This window comes from Phreatobacter aquiterrae, assembly GCF_053471285.1.
Genome location: NZ_JBJPHW010000010.1, coordinates 1 through 19,003, shown reverse-complemented (window position 1 = coordinate 19,003; position 19,003 = coordinate 1). Strand labels below are relative to the sequence as shown.

At 67.0% G+C, this 19,003-nt stretch carries 19 protein-coding genes, 1 tRNA gene and 1 pseudogene; 18 read left to right on the top strand and 3 right to left on the bottom strand.

The window, feature by feature from the left end:
* The first annotated feature begins 225 nt into the window (after positions 1-225).
* From ACJ4V0_RS15245 to lpdA, 4 genes are read left to right on the top strand one after another with little or no spacing between them, the layout of a single operon-like run.
* A complete protein-coding gene (locus ACJ4V0_RS15245; protein WP_448300447.1) occupies positions 226-519 on the top strand; it encodes a DUF5076 domain-containing protein in 294 nt (97 codons plus the stop codon).
* Positions 520-542: 23 nt separating this feature from the next.
* Positions 543-1,886 (top strand): pyruvate dehydrogenase complex dihydrolipoamide acetyltransferase, encoded by a 1,344-nt coding sequence (locus tag ACJ4V0_RS15240; RefSeq protein WP_448300446.1) that lies wholly within the window; start codon positions 543-545, stop codon positions 1,884-1,886.
* Between the two features lie 7 nt (positions 1,887-1,893).
* On the top strand, positions 1,894-2,379 hold the full coding sequence (locus ACJ4V0_RS15235) for a hypothetical protein (protein ID WP_448300445.1): 486 nt from the start codon (positions 1,894-1,896) through the stop codon (positions 2,377-2,379).
* 26 nt (positions 2,380-2,405) lie between these two features.
* A complete protein-coding gene (gene lpdA, locus ACJ4V0_RS15230; RefSeq protein ID WP_448300444.1) occupies positions 2,406-3,845 on the top strand; it encodes a dihydrolipoyl dehydrogenase in 1,440 nt (479 codons plus the stop codon).
* A 457-nt stretch (positions 3,846-4,302) separates the two neighbouring features.
* Here the strand turns inward: lpdA and ACJ4V0_RS15225 are convergent, their stop codons facing one another.
* Together ACJ4V0_RS15225 and rimO are read right to left on the bottom strand one after the other, a co-directional pair.
* The gene (locus tag ACJ4V0_RS15225) at positions 4,303-4,974 is read right to left on the bottom strand and encodes a L,D-transpeptidase (RefSeq protein WP_448300443.1); all 672 of its coding nucleotides are present in this window, start codon (positions 4,972-4,974) and stop codon (positions 4,303-4,305) included.
* A gap of 274 nt (positions 4,975-5,248) precedes the next feature.
* Positions 5,249-6,589 carry a 30S ribosomal protein S12 methylthiotransferase RimO gene (gene rimO, locus ACJ4V0_RS15220; protein WP_448300442.1) on the bottom strand — a complete coding sequence of 447 codons (1,341 nt, stop codon included), beginning with the start codon at positions 6,587-6,589 and terminating at the stop codon, positions 5,249-5,251.
* A 163-nt stretch (positions 6,590-6,752) separates the two neighbouring features.
* Between rimO and ACJ4V0_RS15215 the strand changes: the two genes are divergently transcribed.
* The 13 genes from ACJ4V0_RS15215 to ACJ4V0_RS15155 all read left to right on the top strand — a co-directional run bounded on the left by ACJ4V0_RS15215 (position 6,753) and on the right by ACJ4V0_RS15155 (position 17,350).
* Entirely contained in the window at positions 6,753-7,235 is a 483-nt protein-coding gene (locus ACJ4V0_RS15215; protein ID WP_448300441.1) for an Hsp20/alpha crystallin family protein, read from the top strand.
* A 115-nt stretch (positions 7,236-7,350) separates the two neighbouring features.
* The gene (locus ACJ4V0_RS15210; protein ID WP_448300440.1) at positions 7,351-7,650 is read left to right on the top strand and encodes a hypothetical protein; all 300 of its coding nucleotides are present in this window, start codon (positions 7,351-7,353) and stop codon (positions 7,648-7,650) included.
* A 163-nt stretch (positions 7,651-7,813) separates the two neighbouring features.
* Positions 7,814-8,521, top strand: a complete 708-nt coding sequence (locus tag ACJ4V0_RS15205) for a helix-turn-helix transcriptional regulator (protein ID WP_448300439.1) — start codon at positions 7,814-7,816, stop codon at positions 8,519-8,521.
* Positions 8,522-8,591: 70 nt separating this feature from the next.
* Positions 8,592-9,197 (top strand): acyl-homoserine-lactone synthase, encoded by a 606-nt coding sequence (locus tag ACJ4V0_RS15200; RefSeq protein WP_448300438.1) that lies wholly within the window; start codon positions 8,592-8,594, stop codon positions 9,195-9,197.
* A 59-nt stretch (positions 9,198-9,256) separates the two neighbouring features.
* Entirely contained in the window at positions 9,257-9,499 is a 243-nt protein-coding gene (locus tag ACJ4V0_RS15195; RefSeq protein WP_448300437.1) for a hypothetical protein, read from the top strand.
* A 124-nt stretch (positions 9,500-9,623) separates the two neighbouring features.
* Positions 9,624-9,713, top strand: a tRNA-Ser gene (locus tag ACJ4V0_RS15190).
* A 268-nt stretch (positions 9,714-9,981) separates the two neighbouring features.
* Positions 9,982-11,223 carry a septal ring lytic transglycosylase RlpA family protein gene (locus tag ACJ4V0_RS15185; RefSeq protein ID WP_448300436.1) on the top strand — a complete coding sequence of 414 codons (1,242 nt, stop codon included), beginning with the start codon at positions 9,982-9,984 and terminating at the stop codon, positions 11,221-11,223.
* Between the two features lie 54 nt (positions 11,224-11,277).
* Entirely contained in the window at positions 11,278-12,471 is a 1,194-nt protein-coding gene (locus ACJ4V0_RS15180) for a D-alanyl-D-alanine carboxypeptidase family protein (protein ID WP_448300435.1), read from the top strand.
* Positions 12,468-13,133 (top strand): dTMP kinase, encoded by a 666-nt coding sequence (tmk, locus tag ACJ4V0_RS15175; RefSeq protein ID WP_448300434.1) that lies wholly within the window; start codon positions 12,468-12,470, stop codon positions 13,131-13,133. Before ACJ4V0_RS15180 ends, tmk begins: the two co-directional genes overlap by 4 nt.
* Positions 13,130-14,179, top strand: a complete 1,050-nt coding sequence (locus tag ACJ4V0_RS15170; protein ID WP_448300433.1) for a DNA polymerase III subunit delta' — start codon at positions 13,130-13,132, stop codon at positions 14,177-14,179. Before tmk ends, ACJ4V0_RS15170 begins: the two co-directional genes overlap by 4 nt.
* Positions 14,180-14,202: 23 nt before the next feature.
* Positions 14,203-15,747, top strand: coding sequence for a methionine--tRNA ligase (gene metG, locus ACJ4V0_RS15165; protein WP_448300432.1), 1,545 nt, complete (start codon positions 14,203-14,205; stop codon positions 15,745-15,747).
* A complete protein-coding gene (locus tag ACJ4V0_RS15160; RefSeq protein WP_448300431.1) occupies positions 15,747-16,541 on the top strand; it encodes a TatD family hydrolase in 795 nt (264 codons plus the stop codon). Before metG ends, ACJ4V0_RS15160 begins: the two co-directional genes overlap by 1 nt.
* Positions 16,542-16,549: 8 nt before the next feature.
* A complete protein-coding gene (locus ACJ4V0_RS15155; protein WP_448300430.1) occupies positions 16,550-17,350 on the top strand; it encodes an MBL fold metallo-hydrolase in 801 nt (266 codons plus the stop codon).
* 326 nt (positions 17,351-17,676) lie between these two features.
* Here ACJ4V0_RS15155 and ACJ4V0_RS15150 read toward each other — a convergent pair whose 3' ends face one another.
* The gene (locus tag ACJ4V0_RS15150) at positions 17,677-18,198 is read right to left on the bottom strand and encodes a hypothetical protein (protein WP_448300429.1); all 522 of its coding nucleotides are present in this window, start codon (positions 18,196-18,198) and stop codon (positions 17,677-17,679) included.
* A 240-nt stretch (positions 18,199-18,438) separates the two neighbouring features.
* Here ACJ4V0_RS15150 and ACJ4V0_RS15145 point away from each other — a divergent pair.
* Positions 18,439-19,003: pseudogene (locus ACJ4V0_RS15145) on the top strand (IS630 family transposase); the annotation flags it as partial.

The following is a 19,003-nucleotide window of genomic DNA, read 5'->3' as shown; positions in this document are numbered from 1 at the left end:
GAACGCCGGCTTCCGCGATGATGACGGAACGCGGCTTTGCGTCGAGATGTCGCTAGAGTACCTAACCGACTGTCTCAAAGCTGGGGGCTCGCGCGAGGAGCAATTCGAGGCCATTCGCCTCAACGAGGGTGTCATTGCAGCTCACGCAGGCGCTAAACGGCAAAGCTGGCAGTCCGACGGCGATTGGCAAGTGTGTAAGCTCGTCTCTGCTGACTGTACTGACCGATGACGCTCCCCTTCGACGCCCTGGCCATCCCGCCGGCCGCCCTCGAGAAGGGCGGTGTCGAGATCGTGCGTGCCGGCATCGTCGAGGGCGGACTGCACATCTCCATGCGCCGTGCCTTCGACGACGCCCAGGCCTGGGGCATGGTGCTCGCCGACATCGCCCGCCACGTCGCCCGCATCCACGCCATGGAAACCGGCGCCTCCGAGGCGCTGACCCTCGACCGCATCCGCAACATGCTGGATGCCGAACTCGACAGCCCGACCGATCCGGGCTCCACCACCGCCATCAGCTAACGGCCCCGTCCGGAGCACCGACCATGCCCATCGACATCCTGATGCCCGCGCTGTCCCCGACCATGGAGAAGGGGAATCTCGCGAAGTGGCTGAAGAAGGAAGGCGACGCCATCAAGGCCGGCGACGTCATCGCCGAGATCGAGACCGACAAGGCGACCATGGAGGTCGAGGCAGTCGATGAGGGCATCCTCGCGAAGATCCTCGTGCCGGAGGGCTCGCAGGACGTGCCGGTGAACCAGCTCATCGCCGTCATCGCCGCCGAGGGCGAGGACGTGAAGGCCGCCGCCGGCGGGGCAGGGGCGAAGCCGGCCGCCGCCGCACCGGCTGCCGCGCCGAAGCCCGCTGCCGCTCCCCAGCCGGCGGCTGCGCCCGCCGCCAAGGCCGAGCCGCTGCCGCCTGCTCCTGCCAGTCTCGCGGCTGCCGCCTCCGGTATCCGGCTGTTCGCCTCGCCGCTTGCGAAGCGCATCGCCAGCCTCGAGGGCATCGACCTGTCGAAGGTCGCCGGCACCGGCCCGCACGGCCGCATCGTCGAGCGCGACGTGAAGGCCGCCGCCGCCGGCGGAACGGCCAAGGCTGCGCCTGCCGCAGCCCCCTCGGCCGCTGCACCGAAGCCGGCTCCGGTCTCGGCACCCTCCGACGATCAGGTCCGCAAGCTCTTCGCGCCGGGCTCCTTCGAGGAGGTACCGCATGACAACATGCGCAAGGTCATCGCCCGTCGCCTGACGGAAGCGAAGACGACCATCCCGCATTTCTACCTGACCATCGACTGCGAACTCGACGCCCTGCTGGCGTTGCGCGAGCAGATCAACAAGGCGGCGCCGGTCATCGACGGCAAGCCGGCCTACAAGCTCTCGGTCAACGACCTCGTCATCAAGGCGCTGGCGCTGTCGCTGCGCGCCGTGCCCGACGCCAACGTCACCTGGACCGACGGCGCCATGCTCAAGCACAAGCATGCTGATATCGGCGTCGCCGTCTCGATTCCCGGCGGCCTCATTACCCCGGTGATCCGCGACGCCTGCCACAAGCCGGTCTCGGTCATCTCCAACGAGATGAAGGACCTCGCGGTGCGGGCACGCAATCGCAAGCTGAAGCCGGAGGAGTATCAGGGCGGATCCTCGGCGGTGTCCAACCTCGGCATGTTCGGCATCAAGGACTTCGCCGCTGTCATCAACCCGCCGCACGCGACGATCCTCGCCGTCGGCGCCGGCGAGAAGCGCGTGGTGGTGAAGAACGACGCGCCGGCGGTAGCGACCGTGATGAGCGTGACGCTCTCCACCGACCACCGGGCTGTCGACGGCGCGCTCGGCGCCGAGCTGATGGCGGCGTTCCGCGGCTACATCGAGAACCCGATCGGCATGCTGGTGTGAGCCGGGCATGAGCGGCGCGCGGTGGACGCTGGTGTCGATCGTGGTGGCGACCCTCGCCATGGCCTCGTCGTTCTTCCAGAGCTACAACTACTCGCGCAATCTCGACGTCGTGCAGCGCAACGTCATCCGCGGCGAGTATCTGCGCACCTGCCGCGACATCATCGACGCCTATTTCCAGATCAAGATGCGGACCTATGCCATGCACGAGGCGGCGGCCTCCGGTCGCGCCGCCGATGCAGCGGAACCGCTGGTGCAGCGCGAGGTGGAGGCGAGCGTGTTCAGGTTCGGCGCGCTCGGCACCTTCCTCGCCAACTTCCGCGACGATGCCATCCGCGAGCGCTACACGCAGCTCTCCTGGAAGCTGCTGGCGATCGCCCGCGACACCTACAAGCAGCCGCGCGCGGCCTTCGACAAGGCCTTCGCCGAGGCCGACACCCTGTTTGGAGAGATGAACGAGGACTGCGCCCGCACGGCGCGCCTGTCGTTCCTGTGACCGAGAGCCCACGAAAGGCGTCACCCATGTCCAACTACGACATCATCGTCATCGGCGGCGGCCCCGGCGGCTATGTCGCCGCCATCCGCGCGGCACAGCTCGGGTTCAAGACGGCCGTGGTGGAACGCGAGCATCTCGGCGGCATCTGCCTCAACTGGGGCTGCATCCCGACCAAGGCGCTGCTGCGCTCGGCGGAGATCTACCACTACGCCACCCACGCCAAGGACTACGGGCTGACGCTGAACGGCACGATGACCGTCGACATGGCCGCCGTGGTGAAGCGCTCGCGCGGCGTCTCGGCGCAGCTCAACGGCGGCATCGGCTTCCTGATGAAGAAGAACAAGATCGACGTCATCTGGGGCGAGGCGAAGATCGCGAAGGTCGGTCAGGTGGTCGTCTCGGCCTCCGCCAAGCCCGCCGTCCAGCCGCAGGTGCCGCCGCCGAAGGGCACGCTCGGCGCCGGGACCTATCAGGCCAGGCACATCATCGTCGCGACCGGGGCGAGGCCGCGCGTCCTGCCGGGCATCGAGCCGGACGGCAAGCTGATCTGGACCTATTTCGAGGCCATGAAGCCCGAGGCCATGCCGAAGAGCCTCATCGTCATGGGCTCGGGCGCCATCGGTATCGAATTCGCCTCCTTCTACCGCAGCATGGGCGCCGAAGTGACGGTGGTCGAGGTGCTGCCGCAGATCATGCCGGTGGAGGACGCCGAGATATCGGCCCATGCCCGCAAGCGCTTCGAGAAACAGGGCATCAGGATCATGACCTCCACCAAGGTGACGAAGGTGGAGAAGGGCGCGAATTCCGTCACCGCCACCGTGGAGGACGAGAAGGGGGCGAAGCGGACCCTGACCGCCGAGCGTCTCATCTCCGCCGTCGGCGTCGTCGGCAATGTCGAGGGCCTCGGCCTCGAGGCGCTCGGCGTCACGCTCGATCGCGGCACGGTGAAGACCGACGGGTTCGGCCGCACCAATATCACCGGCATCTACGCCATCGGCGATGTCGCCGGCCCGCCGATGCTCGCCCACAAGGCCGAGCACGAGGGCGTCATCTGCGTCGAGACGATCAAGGGCCTCCACACCCACGCCATGGACAAGGCGATGATCCCCGGCTGCACCTATTGCCACCCGCAGGTCGCCTCGGTCGGGCTGACGGAGGCGAAGGCAAAGGAAGCCGGCTACACGCTGAAGGTCGGCCGCTTCCCCTTCATGGGCAACGGCAAGGCGATCGCCCTCGGCGAGCCCGAGGGTCTGGTGAAGACCATCTTCGATGCGAAGACCGGCAAACTGATCGGCGCCCATATGGTCGGCGCCGAGGTGACGGAATTGATTCAGGGCTTCGTCGTCGCCATGAACTGCGAGACCACGGAAGAGGAATTGATTCACACGGTGTTCCCGCACCCGACCCTGTCGGAAATGATGCACGAGAGCGTTCTCGACGCCTATGGTCGCGTTGTCCACACGTGATCAGCGAAACGAATGGGACCGTAGTCCGCAAGGAATGATGTCCCATCAACATCGCTGATGGATGGTGGTAGCCTCCTACGGAACGCCGAATGCACGGCGGGCCGGTGATAAGTCCGACCTGCGGTGTCCGTCCGCGGATTTTTTTTCGTGCGGTCGGATCGCCAACGGGCTGGGTTCCGGCCTTGCCCCTTTGGCCGCGTCGATCTTTTCGAGACGAAACTAATCCCCGAAAACCCGCATGGCCTTATTCTCCATCCTGAAGCGGGAGGAGGGCAGGGCGATGATGATGATGATGACGGGTTTCGCGGCTCTCGCCGCCGTCGTGCTGGCGCTGGTGTCCCGCACCGGTCACGCGGCGATCGGATACATCGCCGGCATGAGCCGCCGCGGCGCGCCGACACGAAAAGGCCGGCGCGAGGCCGGCCTTTCAGACGTCGGCGGAAGAGAGGCCGGCGCGTCAGCTCGTGACGCTCGCATCGGGGGGCAGGACGATGGCCGTGGTGCCGACCGGCACGCGGCCGTAGAGGTCGATGATGTCCTGGTTCAGGAAGCGGATGCAGCCCGAGGAGACCTGCGTGCCGATCGTCCAGGGCTCGGTCGTCCCGTGCAGGCGATAGAGCGTGTCGCGGTTGCCGCGGTAGAGGTAGAGCGCGCGGGGGCCGAGCGGGTTCTCCGGGCCGCCGGGCAGACCGCCGGCGAAGGGGCCGTACCGATCGGGCTCGCGGCGGATCATCTCCTGCGTCGGGGTCCAGCGCGGCCACGCGGCCTTGCGTCCGATCGAGGCGATGCCGGTGAGGTTGAAGCCCTCTTCCTTGCCGACGCCGACGCCGTAGCGCATGGCGCGGCCGTTCTCCATGACGAGATAGGCGTAGCGGGCAGAGGGGTCGACGACGATCGTTCCGGGCTGCTCGCGGCCGCGATAGGCAACCTCACGGCGCAGCCAGCGCTCGTCGACCTTGGACAGGTCGACGGCCGGGACGGGATGGGGCTCGCCCTGAACCTCGGCATACATGGCGGCGTAATAGGGATCGATACGCGGCGTCTCGAGCACCAGCTCCTCGCGGCGCGTGGTGCAGGCGCCGAGAATGAACGGGGCACCCAGGACAAGGAAACGTCGGTCGATCGTCATCATAAGCCTCGTAACATGCCAGCGCGAAACAGGTTCCCTGCCCCTGTCGAAGAAGGGTCATGGTCTCGCAACAGCTTCGTGAGCCGGGGGAGGGTCGTTACCATTGGCGGAGGGCGTCAAACATGACGAAACCGTGAGCCGGACAGGATGCGCAACTGACTGTTGCCGCGCTGCACCACTCAACCGTCACGACACCCTCGCGCCTCACGCCAACCGGGCAACACTATGGCAGAAAAGGGTTAATTCTTGGCAACCGCGGCGTCCAGGCCGGCGATCACAAGCTCGCGAAGAGGTCGTATTCGCTGGCCCGGTCGATCTTCACGGTGACCAGCTCGCCGACGGCGAGCTTGCGCCTGGTCTGGATGAAGACCGAACCGTCGATCTCCGGCGCATCGCCCTTGGAGCGCGCCTTGACGACGGTCGGCCCGACCTCGTCGATCAGCACCTGCTGGCGGGTGCCGACCTTCCTGCGGATGCGGCGGGCGGAAATCTCCGCCTGCTTCTTCATGAACCGGTGCCAGCGGCGCTCCATCACCTCGGGCGGCACATGGCCCTCGAGGCCGTTGGAGGTGGCGCCAGCCACCGGCTCGTATTTGAAGCAGCCGACGCGGTCGAGGCCGACCTCGTCCAGCCAGTCGAGCAGGAACTCGAACTCCTCCTCGGTCTCGCCGGGAAAGCCGACGATGAAGGTGGAGCGGATGGTCAGGTCAGGACAGACCTCGCGCCAGCGGCGGATGCGCTCGGCGGTCTTCTCCTGATGCGCCGGCCGCTTCATCCGGCGCAGGACGTCGGGATGTGCGTGCTGGAAGGGGATATCGATGTAGGGGAGGATCTTGCCCTCGGCCATCAGCGGGATGACCTCGTCGACATGGGGGTAGGGATAGACATACTGCATGCGCACCCAGACGCCGAGTTCGCCCAGGGCCTGCGCGAGATCGAGGAACTTCGTGCGCCAGGTACGGTCGCGCCATGAGCTCTCGGCATATTTCACGTCGATGCCGTAGGCCGAAGTGTCCTGGCTGACGACGAGGAGTTCCTTCACCCCCGCGGCGACGAGCTTCTCCGCCTCGCGCATGACCTCGCCCAGCGGCCGCGACACGAGATCGCCGCGCAGCTTCGGGATGATGCAGAAGGTGCAGCGGTTGTTGCAGCCCTCGGAAATCTTCAGATAGGCGTAGTGGCGCGGGGTGAGCTTGATGCCCTGCGGCGGCACCAGGTCCAGGAAGGGATCATGCTTGGGCGGTGCGGCCTGGTGGACGGCCGCCATCACGCTCTCGTACTGCTGAGGGCCGGTAATGGCGAGGACCGACGGATGCGCCGCGCGGATCTGTTCCGGCTCGGCGCCCATGCATCCGGTGACGATGACGCGGCCGTTCTCCTTCAGCGCGTCGCCGATGGCGGCGAGGCTTTCCGCCTTTGCCGAATCGAGGAAGCCGCAGGTGTTGACCAGCACGAGATCGGCGCCCTGGTGGCTGCGCGACAGCTCGTAGCCTTCGGCGCGCAGGCGCGTGATGATGCGCTCGGAATCGACGAGCGCCTTCGGGCAGCCCAGCGAAACGAAGGAAATCTTCGGGGCGGGGCGGTCGTCAGCGGGCAGGGCGGTGGTGGCGGTCATCGGGGCTCATCGCGGGGCAAGGGCCGCCAATAGGGGAAAGCGCCGCTTTCGACAAGCAAGTCCGGAGGCCCGGCTGGTCGGCGATGCTTGAGGTGGATCAAGTGCGCCGCGATCTTTCGTTCCCATCTTGATGATGTTGCAACGGCCACAAGAGGAGACGGTCATGGCCCAGCATGGTTTCCTGCCCTCGCTGTTCACCCGTGGCGGCGAGTTGTCCCGCCATCCCTTCGCGTCGCTCCAGAACGAGATCGACCGCCTGTTCGAGGCCTTCGGCAGGTCGGGCGGTCTCAGCCCCTCGTCCGGCGCTCTGGACTTCGCCCCGTTCCTCGACATCGCCGAGAGTGCCGGCGCCCTCGACATCACCGTGGAACTTCCCGGCTGCGAGCCGAAGGACGTGGAGATTTCCGCGGCCGGACGCACGCTGACCATTCGCGGCGAGAAGAAGAGCGAAAAGGAGACGACCGACAAGGACTGGCACGTCACCGAGCGCAGCTACGGCTCCTTCTCGCGGTCGATCCCGGTTCCCTTCGACATCGACACCACCAAGGTGGAGGCGCGGTTCGAGAAGGGCGTCCTGAAGATCCATCTGCCGAAGCCCGCCGAGGCGGTCGCCGAAAAGAAGACCATCGCCATCAAGGGCGAGTGAGCGCCGCGGCGGAGGTACGCAGCATCGCCATGAACCTTGTCCGCGCTGGACGGTTCATCATTCGTTCAAGCAGGGCGGGCCAATCTTCCCGCCTCGGTATCCAAGGAGGTATTACATGGATCGTCGCAGCTTCTTCCTTTCGCTCGCAGGTGGCGCCGTCGCCGTCGGTACCCTCGGCACGTCGGCGGTCATGGCCGCTCCTGCCACCGTTGCCGCTCCGGCGGCCGGTGCACCGCTTGAGATGCAGTGGGGCTATGGCTATCCCCGCCGCCGCTACTACCGCCCCTACCGTCCGTATCGCCCGTATCGCCCGTATCGCCCGTATCGTCCGTACGGCTTCTACGGTCCGCGTCCCTTCCGCCCGGTTCGCCGGTGCTGGATCAACCAGTGGGGCGAGCGCGTCTGCCGCTTCTGATCCGGGACCGCGGGTCCTGACCAGAACCCCGTCGCCCTCGCGGGCGGCGGGGTTTCTTTTTTGCTCATCGCCGGTCGACGCCGGCGACGGGAAGTTGACTTGCACGTCAAGTTCGCGCGTCATTGCCAAGGGGACGGATGGTGCGCGAGGGGGATGGCGCGTCGTGGACAGGGATGGTGAATTCCGCATCGAAAATTTCGCTTTCGACGTGATCGACCGCATGCGCGGCTCGAACCGGCGGGGCGTCATCGATGAACTGACCCGACTCATGTCGACCTTCGGCTTCACCAGCATGATCCTGGCGGGCATCCCCAATCCCGACGATGCCCTCAAGCCGCACGTCGTGGTGCAGGACTGGCCCGAGGGCTGGTCGCAGCGCTACCACGAGCAGAACTACGGGCCGCTCGACAGCGCGCTCCAGCGCGTCCATTCGAGCCCTGCACCGTTCCGGTGGAGTGATACGCGCGAACCCGGCCGCGCCCGGAGCAATGTCGTCCTCGACGAAGCCTGCGAGTTCAGGCTCAACGACGGCTTCATCGTGCCGTTCCGTGGCGCCGGCGGATTCCGCTCGGCGCTGTCCTTCGGCACCGACAAGTACATGATCTCCAAGCGCGACGAGAGCGCCATCCATCTCATCGGCCTCTATGCGTTCCAGGCGCTGTCGCCTCCTCCGCAGATCAGCGGGTTGACGCCGCGCGAGCGGGAGTGTGTGCGCTGGCTGGCGGCCGGCAAGAGCGCGTGGGAAACCGGCCGGATACTCGGCGTCGGCGAGCAGACGGTGAAGGACTTCCTCCGTCACGCCCGCGAAAAGACCGGCACGGTCAGCGGCCCCCACCTCGTTGCCGAGTGCATGAGACGCGACTGGCTGTAAATCCCGCGATCGTGGGATTTCTGCAGCCCGCCATTGGCATGACGATACCTCCACACACGGGGGTGCGGTCATGCAGTTGCAGGTCATTCGCGGACGGGACGCCGGGCGTCATGCCAGCCTGATGGAGCAGGTCTGGCGGCTGCGCTACCAGACCTTTGTCGTCGACTACGGCTGGACCCTGCCGATGGCCCGCGACGGCCGGGAGGTCGACCAGTTCGACGGTGAGGAGACCGTCCACTTCACCCTGTGCGAGGGCGACCGGCTGCTCGTCTACAGCCGCATTCTCCCCACCACCGGCCCGCATCTCCTTGCCGACGTCTATCCGCATATGGCCTCCGAGGTGCCGCGGCGCGAGACCACGCTCGAATGGTCGCGCCTGTGCGTGCCCCAGAACACGCGCGGCCGGCGCCCCTCGGGTTTCCACAGCATGCTGCGCCACGTGGTCGCCTATGCGCTCGACCGGGGCGTCGACGAGCTGAGCCTGCAGGGTCATCCCGACTGGATCCTGTCCTTCGAGCGGATCGGCATCCCGACGCGCCCCATTGGCCTCGGCGCGGTCTGCGACGGCGCGCTGGTCGTGCCCTTCGTCGCGACCATTTCCGAGGATTCGGTGCGCGCGCTCGACCACATCATGGCTGAGCCGGACATCCGCACGGCAACGGCCGCGCGTCCATAGGCCGGGCGCCGCCAGCGCCCGGGCCATTCCGGAGGAAACAGTTGATTGAGGAGGGACAGATGAAACGCTCGGACCAGGTACGTCAGTTGCTGGGGAGCCTCGACGCGGTGCGGATGCAGGCCGGCGCGGAGGGGCTCGAGACCATGCGCTATCTGCTCGACATGGCCCATGCCGAGGGCTCCATCGCCCTCGCCAAGATCGTCTATGCGGAAGAGGACGAGAAGAGCCGCATCGGAACGGCCGAGAGCCTCCGGGCACCCGCCAGCGCACCCCCCGCCGCCGCGGCCGCAGGCGGTTCGTGACCGCGTTGACGCCAGCTGCCCTCTCGCCATACAGAGACGCTCCGCAGCCGGCGGATGCGTTCGGGGGACTGCCGTCCCTGCGGCGCCAATCGCCGGACGCCAGACCTGCATCGTGGCCTGGTCTGGATGGGTGGCCGAGTGGTTTAAGGCAGCGGTCTTGAAAACCGCCGTGGGCGCAAGCTCACCGTGAGTTCGAATCTCACCCCATCCGCCAGATCCCCGGCATGGCTGCCCAGGCTCGGCAGGCTGCACCATCATCCTTGGCTGCGACAATTGCCGGGTGCCTGATGGCCCCGCTGACCGATGCGTGCCGCCCTCCAACGCGGTTAATGCCTGCTACACCATCCGCCTCCTGGTTTCGGGCCGCGCCACGAATTCGTCTCAATTGCCCCGACACTGGAACCCTTCATTAACGTCGGGTATGACAACCGGCGGGATGCGGGCCGCAATGGCTCGCGGACGTGCGGCATGGAGCGACCGGCTTGACCCATCCAGCGACGAGCGGCGCATCGCCTGTGCCTGCCGACATCGGCGCGTCCCGGGCGAAGCTTCTGCTCTGCACGGCGCTTTGCGGCGTCGGCCTCGCGCTTGGCGGCTGCGCCTCGCAGGACAGGGTGGCGCAGGGTGCGCCGTCCGTCGACCGCTTCAACAGCCGCTACGGCGTCAGCTCCAGCCCGCGGGTCGTCGACGAGGGCCGCCCGGTTCCGCGCGGCGGCGGCGTTTACCGGGTCGGCCGGTCCTACACGGTGGCCGGGCGCCGCTACACGCCCTTCGAAAAGCGCGAGGGCCATACCGAGACGGGCGTCGCGTCCTGGTACGGCCGCCAGTTCCACGGCCGCCTGACCGCCAATGGCGAAGTCTACGACATGCACACGCTGTCGGCCGCCCATCGCACCATGCCGATGCCGAGCTACGCCCGCGTCACCAACCTGACCAACGGTCATTCGCTGGTCGTGCGTGTCAATGACCGCGGGCCGTTCCACGGCAACCGGGTGATCGACCTGTCGCAGCGCGCCTCGAACATGCTGAACTTCCGCGGCCAGGGCCTCGCCCGCGTGCGGGTGGAGTATATCGGTCGCGCACCGCTGGAAGGTTCGGACGATCGCCAGTTGCTCGCGACCTTGCGCACCGACGGAACCCCGGCGCCGCGCCCGAATCAGGTCACGCCGACCATGATCGCCTCCGCCGCGCCGCAGACTGTGCCGGACCCGGCACCGCGCCAGGCGCAGCCGACAATCGCTGCGGTTCCCGCCCAGCCCGTTCTGGCGGCGGCTTCGTCCCAGCCTGCACCGGCGCCGTCCTTTGCCTTCTTCCGGCAGGACATGCCGAACCCGGACATGCGCCAGCCCGATCCGGGTCAGACGGCAGCGCCGGTCGTTCAAGGTGCCACCCAGGCGCAGGTTGCGGCATCGCCCGTCACCATGGCCTCGGCGCCGCTGCCGCTCGCACGGCCGGGCCAGCGCGACGCCGCTCCCGCCGCTACCACCGTCGTCGCGCGCCGCGCCGGCCCGGCGCAGGTCGCCCCGACCGTGACGGTGGTCGCCACTCCGGCGCCGCAGGTCGCTCCGTCCTCCGGCCCTGTCCTCGCCGCGGCATCGTCCCGGCCGGTCACCGTTCCGACCGCCACCGCCTTCGCGCCGCCCTCGCGCCCGGCGCCGGCGATCCAGGCCATGCCCGGCGGCGCTCCGGTCCGTGCCGCGCTCGGTTTCGGCGCGCTCTACTGATCGACCTTGATTTCACGCGGCCTCCGTCCCATCCATGGAGCGGGGAGGCGTGCCGTGGCCGCATTGCGAATCTGCTGGAGAGGCCTTGGCGCCGCGCTTCTCGCGGCGACCGCACTGTTCGGCGGTGACACGGCGCGTGCCCAGGACAATTTCCAGACCACCGTCCGCAACGCCATCCTGGTCGACGTCGGCACCCAGTCCGTGCTGTTCGAGAAGGCGGCCGACGAACTCCAGTCCCCCGCCAGCCTCGCCAAGCTGATGACCATGGCGGTGATCTTCGAGGAGATGCGGCAGGGCCGGCTGCTGCCCGACCAGGAGATCGTCATCAGCCAGGACGCCTGGCGCCGCGGCGGAGCGCCCTCGCGCACCTCGTCCATGTATGCGGCCGTCAACTCGCGCGTGAAGGTGCAGGATCTCCTGCGTGGCGCCATCATCCAGTCCGGCAACGATGCTTCCATCGCGCTGGCCGAGGCAATCTCCGGCACCGAGGCCAACTTCATCCCGGTGATGAACGACCGCGCCCGGGCGCTCGGCCTGACCCGTTCGGTGTTCCGCAACGCCACCGGCCTGCCGGACCCCGAGCAGAGGACCACGGCGCGCGAGGTCGCCCGGCTCGCCGACCACATCATCCGCACCTTTCCCGAACACTATGCGATCTATGCCGAGCGCGAGTTCACCTGGGGCGGCATCCGCCAGCAGAACCGCAATCCGTTGCTCGGCACCTATACCGGCGCCGACGGCCTGAAGACCGGCTACATCGAGGAGGCCGGTTTCAACCTCGCGGGATCGGCTGTGCAGAACGGCCAGCGGCTCATCGTCGTGGTGATGGGCGCACGCTCGCTGCAGGAACGCTCCAACGAGGCGCGCAAGCTGCTGGACTGGGGCTTCCGCTCCTTCGAACTGCGCGACCTGTTCCAGGAGAATGAGGCCATCGGTGACGTGTCGGTCTATGGCGGCGCGCAGGGCAGCGTGCCGGTGACGGCGCAGAAGCTCGTCCGTCTGCTGCTGCCGCGCGGCCAGTCGGACCGCGTCTCGGCGCAGATCGTCTATCGGGGTCCGGTGCGCGCGCCGGTGCGCCAGGGCGCCGAGGTCGGCAAGCTGCGCGTCATGCGGGGTTCGCAGGTGGCGCTGGAGGTTCCGGTCTTCGCCGCGGTCGACGTGCCGGCGGGAACCTTGACGCAGCGCGCCATGCAGGGGGCCTGGGAACTCTCCACCGGCTGGATCCGGTCCGGGGTCGCCCGGCCGTGACGGAGACGCCAGAGGCCCGCGGCCGCTTCATCACGCTCGAAGGCGGGGAGGGGGCCGGCAAGTCGACACAGGCCCGCCGCCTCGTGGCCTTTCTCGAACAGCGCGGTTTCGAGGTGGTACTCACCCGCGAACCCGGCGGCTCGCCGGGAGCCGAGATCCTGCGCCACGTGCTGCTGTCGGGCGGTGCGGAACCCTTTGGAGCCGAGGCCGAGACCATGCTCTTTGCGGCGGCGCGCCGGGACCATCTCGCGGTGACGATCCTTCCGGCGCTGACGCGTGGGGCCTGGGTCATCTGCGATCGCTTCGCCGATTCCACCCGCGTCTATCAGGGCCATGCCGGCAGGGTTCCGCTCGATTTCGTCATGGCGCTGGAGCGGGTGACGGTCGGCAAAGACGGTCCCGACCTCACTCTCATCCTCGACCTGCCGGCCAAGGTCGGCATGGCCCGCGTGGTCAGCCGCGGTGAGGCTGCCGACCGCTTCGAAAAGGAAGGGCTCGCCTTTCACAACAAGCTCCGCCAGGGCTTCAAGTCGCTCGCCCGCTTGGAACCGGAGCGCTGCAAGCTGATCGACGCCAGCGCCGACGCCGATGTGGTGGCAGACGCCATCCGCACGGCTGTCGTCGAGCATTTCGGCCTCGGCGTGAGGCTGGTCTCGCCATGATCGAGGAGAACGCCGCCGACCGCCTCGATGGCGCGCCGCATCCGCGCGAGCGTCAGATCCTGATCGGCCATGGCGAGGCCGAGCGGCAACTGCTCGACGCCTATCGCGGCCCGCGCATGCACCATGCCTGGCTCATCGGCGGGCCGGAGGGCATCGGCAAGGCGACGCTCGCCTATCGCTTCGCCCGTTTCGTGCTGGCGAATCCTGTCGGTGCACGCGTGCCGGCCACCGTTCGTGATCTTGCGGTTGCCGAGGAACATCCGGCCGCCCGGCGGATCGTCGCAGGATCCCATCCGGACCTGCTGGCGCTCAGGCGCATCGCCGAGGCCGGCAAGGAGAAGATCCCGCAGGACATCTCCGTCAACGCCATGCGCGACATCGTCCGCTTCTTCGGCTCGACGGCCGGCGAGGGCGGCTGGCGCGTCTGCATCGTCGACGCCGCGGACGATCTCAACCGCTCCAGCGCCAATGCCCTGCTGAAGCTCCTGGAGGAGCCGCCGCCGCGTTCGCTCTTCCTCATCGTCGCCCACCTGCCGGGGCGCCTTCTGCCGACCATCCGGTCGCGCTGCCGCATGCTGCATCTCCATCCGCTCACCCCCGGAGAAATCGCCGCGGGCTTACAGACCTTCGCGGACATCCGTCTGCCGGATGACGAGGCGGCGCGCATCGCCGCGCTCGCCGACGGGAGCCTCAGGCGGGCGCTGGAACTGGCGGAAGGCGGCCAGGAGGGGTTTGCGGGCGATGTCGGCAGGCTGCTCGAGACGCTGCCGGCGCCCGATCCTCTGGCCATCCATGCCGTCGGCGACAAGCTCGCGCGCCGCGACGATGCGCTCTTCGAGCTCTTCGTCCGCATGGTGCTCGACCACCTTCACCGGCAGGTGACCACACGGGCCGGCGAGGGGGCTGTCAGCCTTGCACCCCATGCCGAGGTATGGGAGAAGGTCGAGGCTACCGCGGCGCAGGTGCGCACGTTCAATCTCGAACGCAAGCCCTTCGTTTTCCAGGTTTTCGGCTGGCTCGCCGAGGCCGGCCGGCGGCGCGCCTGACCCCGAACCGTCCGAAACGCCCCATGTCGAAGCCCCGCTTCTACGTCACGACCGCCATTTCCTATCCGAACGGCGCACCCCATATCGGCCACGCCTACGAGGTGATCGCCACCGACGCGGTCGCCCGGTTCATGCGGGCGGACGGGCGCGATGTCTTCTTCCTGACCGGCACCGACGAGCACGGCCTGAAGATGGTGCAGACGGCCGAACGCGAGGGCCTGGCCGTCCGCGCATTGGCCGACCGCAACGCCGATCGCTTCCGCGCCATGGCGGGGGCGCTCGCCATTTCCAACGACGACTTCATCCGCACCACCGAGCCGCGCCACTACAGGGCGAGCCAGGCCATCTGGGAGCGCATGGTGGCGGCCGGCGACATCTATCTCGGCGGCTACGAGGGCTGGTATTCGGTCCGCGACGAGGCCTTCTACGCCGAGGACGAGACCTCGGTCGGACCCGACGGCGTGCGCGTCGGCGGGCAGGGCACGCCGGTCGAATGGACCAAGGAGGAGACTTTCTTCTTCCGCCTGTCGAAATACCAGGACCGGCTGCTGGCCCATTACGAGGCGAACCCCGAATTCGTCGGTCCGGACACCCGGTTCAACGAGGTCATCAGCTTTGTGAAGGGCGGCCTGACGGACCTGTCCGTCTCGCGCACGACCTTCGACTGGGGCGTGCCGGTGCCGGGCGCCGACGGCCACGTCATGTATGTCTGGGTCGATGCCCTGACCAACTACATCACCGGCGCCGGCTTTCCCGACGAGAGCGACCCGAAATGGGCTTATTGGCCGGCGGATCTGCACGTCATCGGCAAGGACATCGTCCGCTTCCACGCCGTCTACTGGCCGGCCTTCCTGATGTCGGCGGGCCTGCCACTGCCGAAACGCGTCTATGGCCACGGCTTCCTGTTCAACAGGGGCGAGAAGATGTCGAAGTCGCTCGGCAACGTCGTCGACCCCTTCACCATGGCCGAGGCCTATGGCGTCGACGCCATGCGCTATTTCCTGCTGCGCGAGGTGGCCTTCGGCAACGACGGCTCCTATTCGCACGAGGCCATCGTGGCGCGTACCAATGCGGACCTCGCCAACGACATCGGCAATCTCGCCCAGCGCTCGCTCTCCATGATCGCCAAGAACTGCGGCGGCGTGCTGCCGACGCCCGGCGCCTTCTCGGCCGAGGACGAGGCGATGCTCGCCGCTGCCGACGGCATGCTGGACGTCTCCCGCGAGGCGGTGGCGAGCCAGCAGTTGCACCGCTGGCTGGAGGCGGTCTGGAACGTCGTCGGCGAGGCCAACCGCTATTTCGCCGCACAGGCGCCCTGGGCGCTGCGCAAGACCGATCCGGCGCGCATGGAGACGGTGCTCTACGTGACCGCGGAGATCATCCGCCAGGCGGCGATCCTTGCCGCCCCGGCCATTCCGCTGGGCGCGCCGAAACTGCTCGACCTCCTGGCGGTGCCGGAGGATGCGCGCGACTTCGCGGCGCTTTCAAACCGCCTGACGCCCGGCATAGCCCTTCCGCCACCGGCCGGCGTCTTCCCGCGCTATGTCGAGCCGGAGGCCGCGGCCTGATGTGGGTCGACAGCCATTGCCATCTCGACTTTCCGGAACTGGCCGCCGACCGCGACGGGCTGATTGCCCGCGCCGTGGCGGCGGGGCTGCAGTCCATGGTGACGATATCGACCCGCGTGCGCCGGTTCGACGGCATCCGCGCCATCGCGGAAGCCCATGACGGCATCTGGTGTTCGGTCGGTACCCATCCGCACAATGCCCACGAGGAACTCGACGTCGCCGCCGCCGACCTCGTCCGGCTTGCCGCGCATCCCAAGGTCATCGCCATCGGCGAGGCGGGCCTGGACTATTTCTACGACAAGTCGCCGCGCGAGGCGCAGGAACAGGGCTTCCGCACCCACATCGCGGCAGCGCGCACCTCCGGCCTGCCGCTGGTGATCCATGCGCGCGAGGCCGACGACAAGGTCGCCGCCATCCTGACCGAGGAAATGGGGAAGGGGGCCTTCAAGGCCGTTCTCCACTGCTTCACGGGTTCGCGGGAGTTGGCGCTGACAGGCGTCGAGCTCGGGCTCTACGTGTCATTTTCCGGCATCGCCACCTACAAGAGCGCCGCCAATCTGCGCGAACTGGCGGCCGAGCTGCCGGCTGACCGCATCCTCGTGGAGACCGACGCGCCCTATCTCGCGCCGGGCAAGTTCCGCGGCAAGACCAATGAACCGTCCTATGTGGTGGAAACAGGTCGCATCATCGCCGAGGCCCGCGGCGTGACGCCGGACGAGATGGCGCGCCAGACGACCGAGAACTTCTACCGGCTCTTCGCCAAGGCCGATCCCGGCCGACACCTGTCGGCCTGAGCCGTGCGATGGCGCTGAAGGTCACCATCCTCGGCTGCGGCTCGTCGGGCGGCGTGCCGCGTGTGGGCCAGGGCTGGGGCGCCTGCGATCCCGCCGAGCCGCGCAACCGGCGCCGCCGCTGTGCGCTGCTGGTCGAGCAGCCCGGGCCCGAAGGCGTCACCACAGTCCTGATCGACACCGGCCCGGACGTGCGCGAGCAGCTTCTGGACGCCGGCGTGACGCGGCTCGATGCCGTGCTGTACACCCACGACCATGCAGACCATACCCATGGCATCGACGACCTGAGGCCGCTGGTGCTGACTATGCGCCGACGCATCGCCATCCATGCCGACGAGATCACGTCCGGCACGCTCGGCGAGCGGTTCGGCTATTGCTTTGCCTCGCCGTCCGGCAGCGACTATCCGCCCATTGTTGACCTGCATCTCTTCGCGCCGCACGAGGCGATCGTCATCCACGGACCCGGCGGCGATCTGAGCTTCATGCCGATACCGGTCATGCACGGCGCCGGCTACCGCGCCTTCGCATTCCGGTTCAAGAATGTCATCTATTGTCCCGATATCAGTGAGCTTCCGGATTTATCGGAGCGGCACTTTCGCGACGCGGACATCTTCATCCTCGACGCGCTGCGCTACACGCGCCACCCGACGCACCTGTCGGTCGATGAGGCACTGGCCGTCATCGCCCGCTTCCAGCCACGGCGGGCCGTGCTGACCAACCTTCATTCGGACATCGACTACCGGACGATCGCGACGCGCCTGCCGGATGGCGTCGTTCCGGCCTATGACGGCATGGTGCTGGATATCGCCTGACCCCAATCCTCCCGCATTTGTGCGGATCTTTATATTCCATAATATGTCTTATGCGAATCACGCCGGATGGCTCCTGAGGATATCGCTGTCCCTGTCCCGTGGATGCGCCATCGAAAATTGGCGGAGGCGCGTCGGAGCTATTTGGCGGAGCGCCGACCTAACCCGCTGATTGTTATGGGACTTCGGCCGGCGCAATGGCGACCCCTGCCAAGCCGATATCGCTCTTCGCCACTTAGCTCTGAAGTGATTGATGATACGGACGTTATTCGCGAACTGCCTGCGTCTTTAATCAGCGCACGGCGACGATTGCCGAACCTATTGCCGAACTAGTCCTTTTCCTTTTGCTCTTGGGCGGCAAGGCGTTGCTCATGCCGCTCTTTCAATTCCTTGATCGTTGGGGATTGGCCGCCCGCCACCATGCGATTCCCCCGGACCATCTCGTCGTAAGCCTCGCTAAGACGGCCCGCCAAGGTGCTTGCCTTCTTAACTCGCCGAGTTTGCTCCATTAGGTCTTCAGGCGTTGTCTCGCTCCGGCCGAGGTTGCGCGTCTGCCCAATAGCATCAATATCAATCTCAGATAAATAGTCCCCAAAAACGCGAAAAATTGCGTCATTAAGATCCCAATGACTTAATAGAGCGTCCCCGTGACGGAGCAATCTTATATCGGCTCCTAATTCATCAAGTATTGCAATCAAAACAACTGCTGGAATTCGACTCTCCCCAGAAAGATAATTCTGGATGGAGCGATAGGGAACCTTGATAGCCTCACTGATTGAGCGTGCGGAACGCTTCCGCATTTTCATCAGCGCCTTCAGGTCGCGAACAAGCGATTCTTCGTCGTAGGTCATTGAATGACACCGAAACAGGTGCTATTAACACATTCATGTTGCACCAAATCAGGCATTCCGTTCCGTTGTCTTTGGCGGTCGCTGGATCGGAGGAAACCTATCTGGCGGTACGCTCCGCGCTTGTGGCGCGCGGATCGACGCTCAATTCGTGGTGTAATACCAAGGGGCGCGACCGCTGACTCGCGAGGGATTCCCATCGGCGCGTGATCGTGATTCAAGATAGCATGGAGGGTCCATGCCATGGCCAAACCGATTGCGCTCACGGGAGAATGGACGGCGCCGGAGCTGCGGCGGCTGGCGGCGGCCTCACGGCACGCGAACCAGAGCCGGCGGCTTTTGTCGCTGGCGGCGGTGCTGGACGGGATGAACCGCACGGAAGCGGCCAGGATCGGCGGGATGGACCGCCAGACGCTGCGGGATTGGGTCCATCGCTTCAAAGACCACGGCCCGGAAGGCCTGAAGGACGATCTCGCGCGGCCGAGGCCCCGTCGGCTGACTGCGGCGCAGGAGGCCGAGTTGGCCGCCATCGTCGAGACCGGTCCCGACCGTGTGGTCCATGGCGTGGTGCGCTGGCGGCGGGTTGACCTCCAGGCGCTGGTCGCCGAGCGCTTCGGGGTCCAGTACCACGAGCGCACGATTGGCAAGCTTCTGACGACGCTCGGCTTCTCGCACGTCAGTGCGCGTCCGCGTCACCCTAAACAGGATGGCGAGGTCATCCAGGCGTTCAAAAAAACTTCGCGCGCACGCTCGAAGCCCATGTCGGCCGGGTAGCCCGCCGCAAGCCCATCGAGATCTGGTTCCAGGA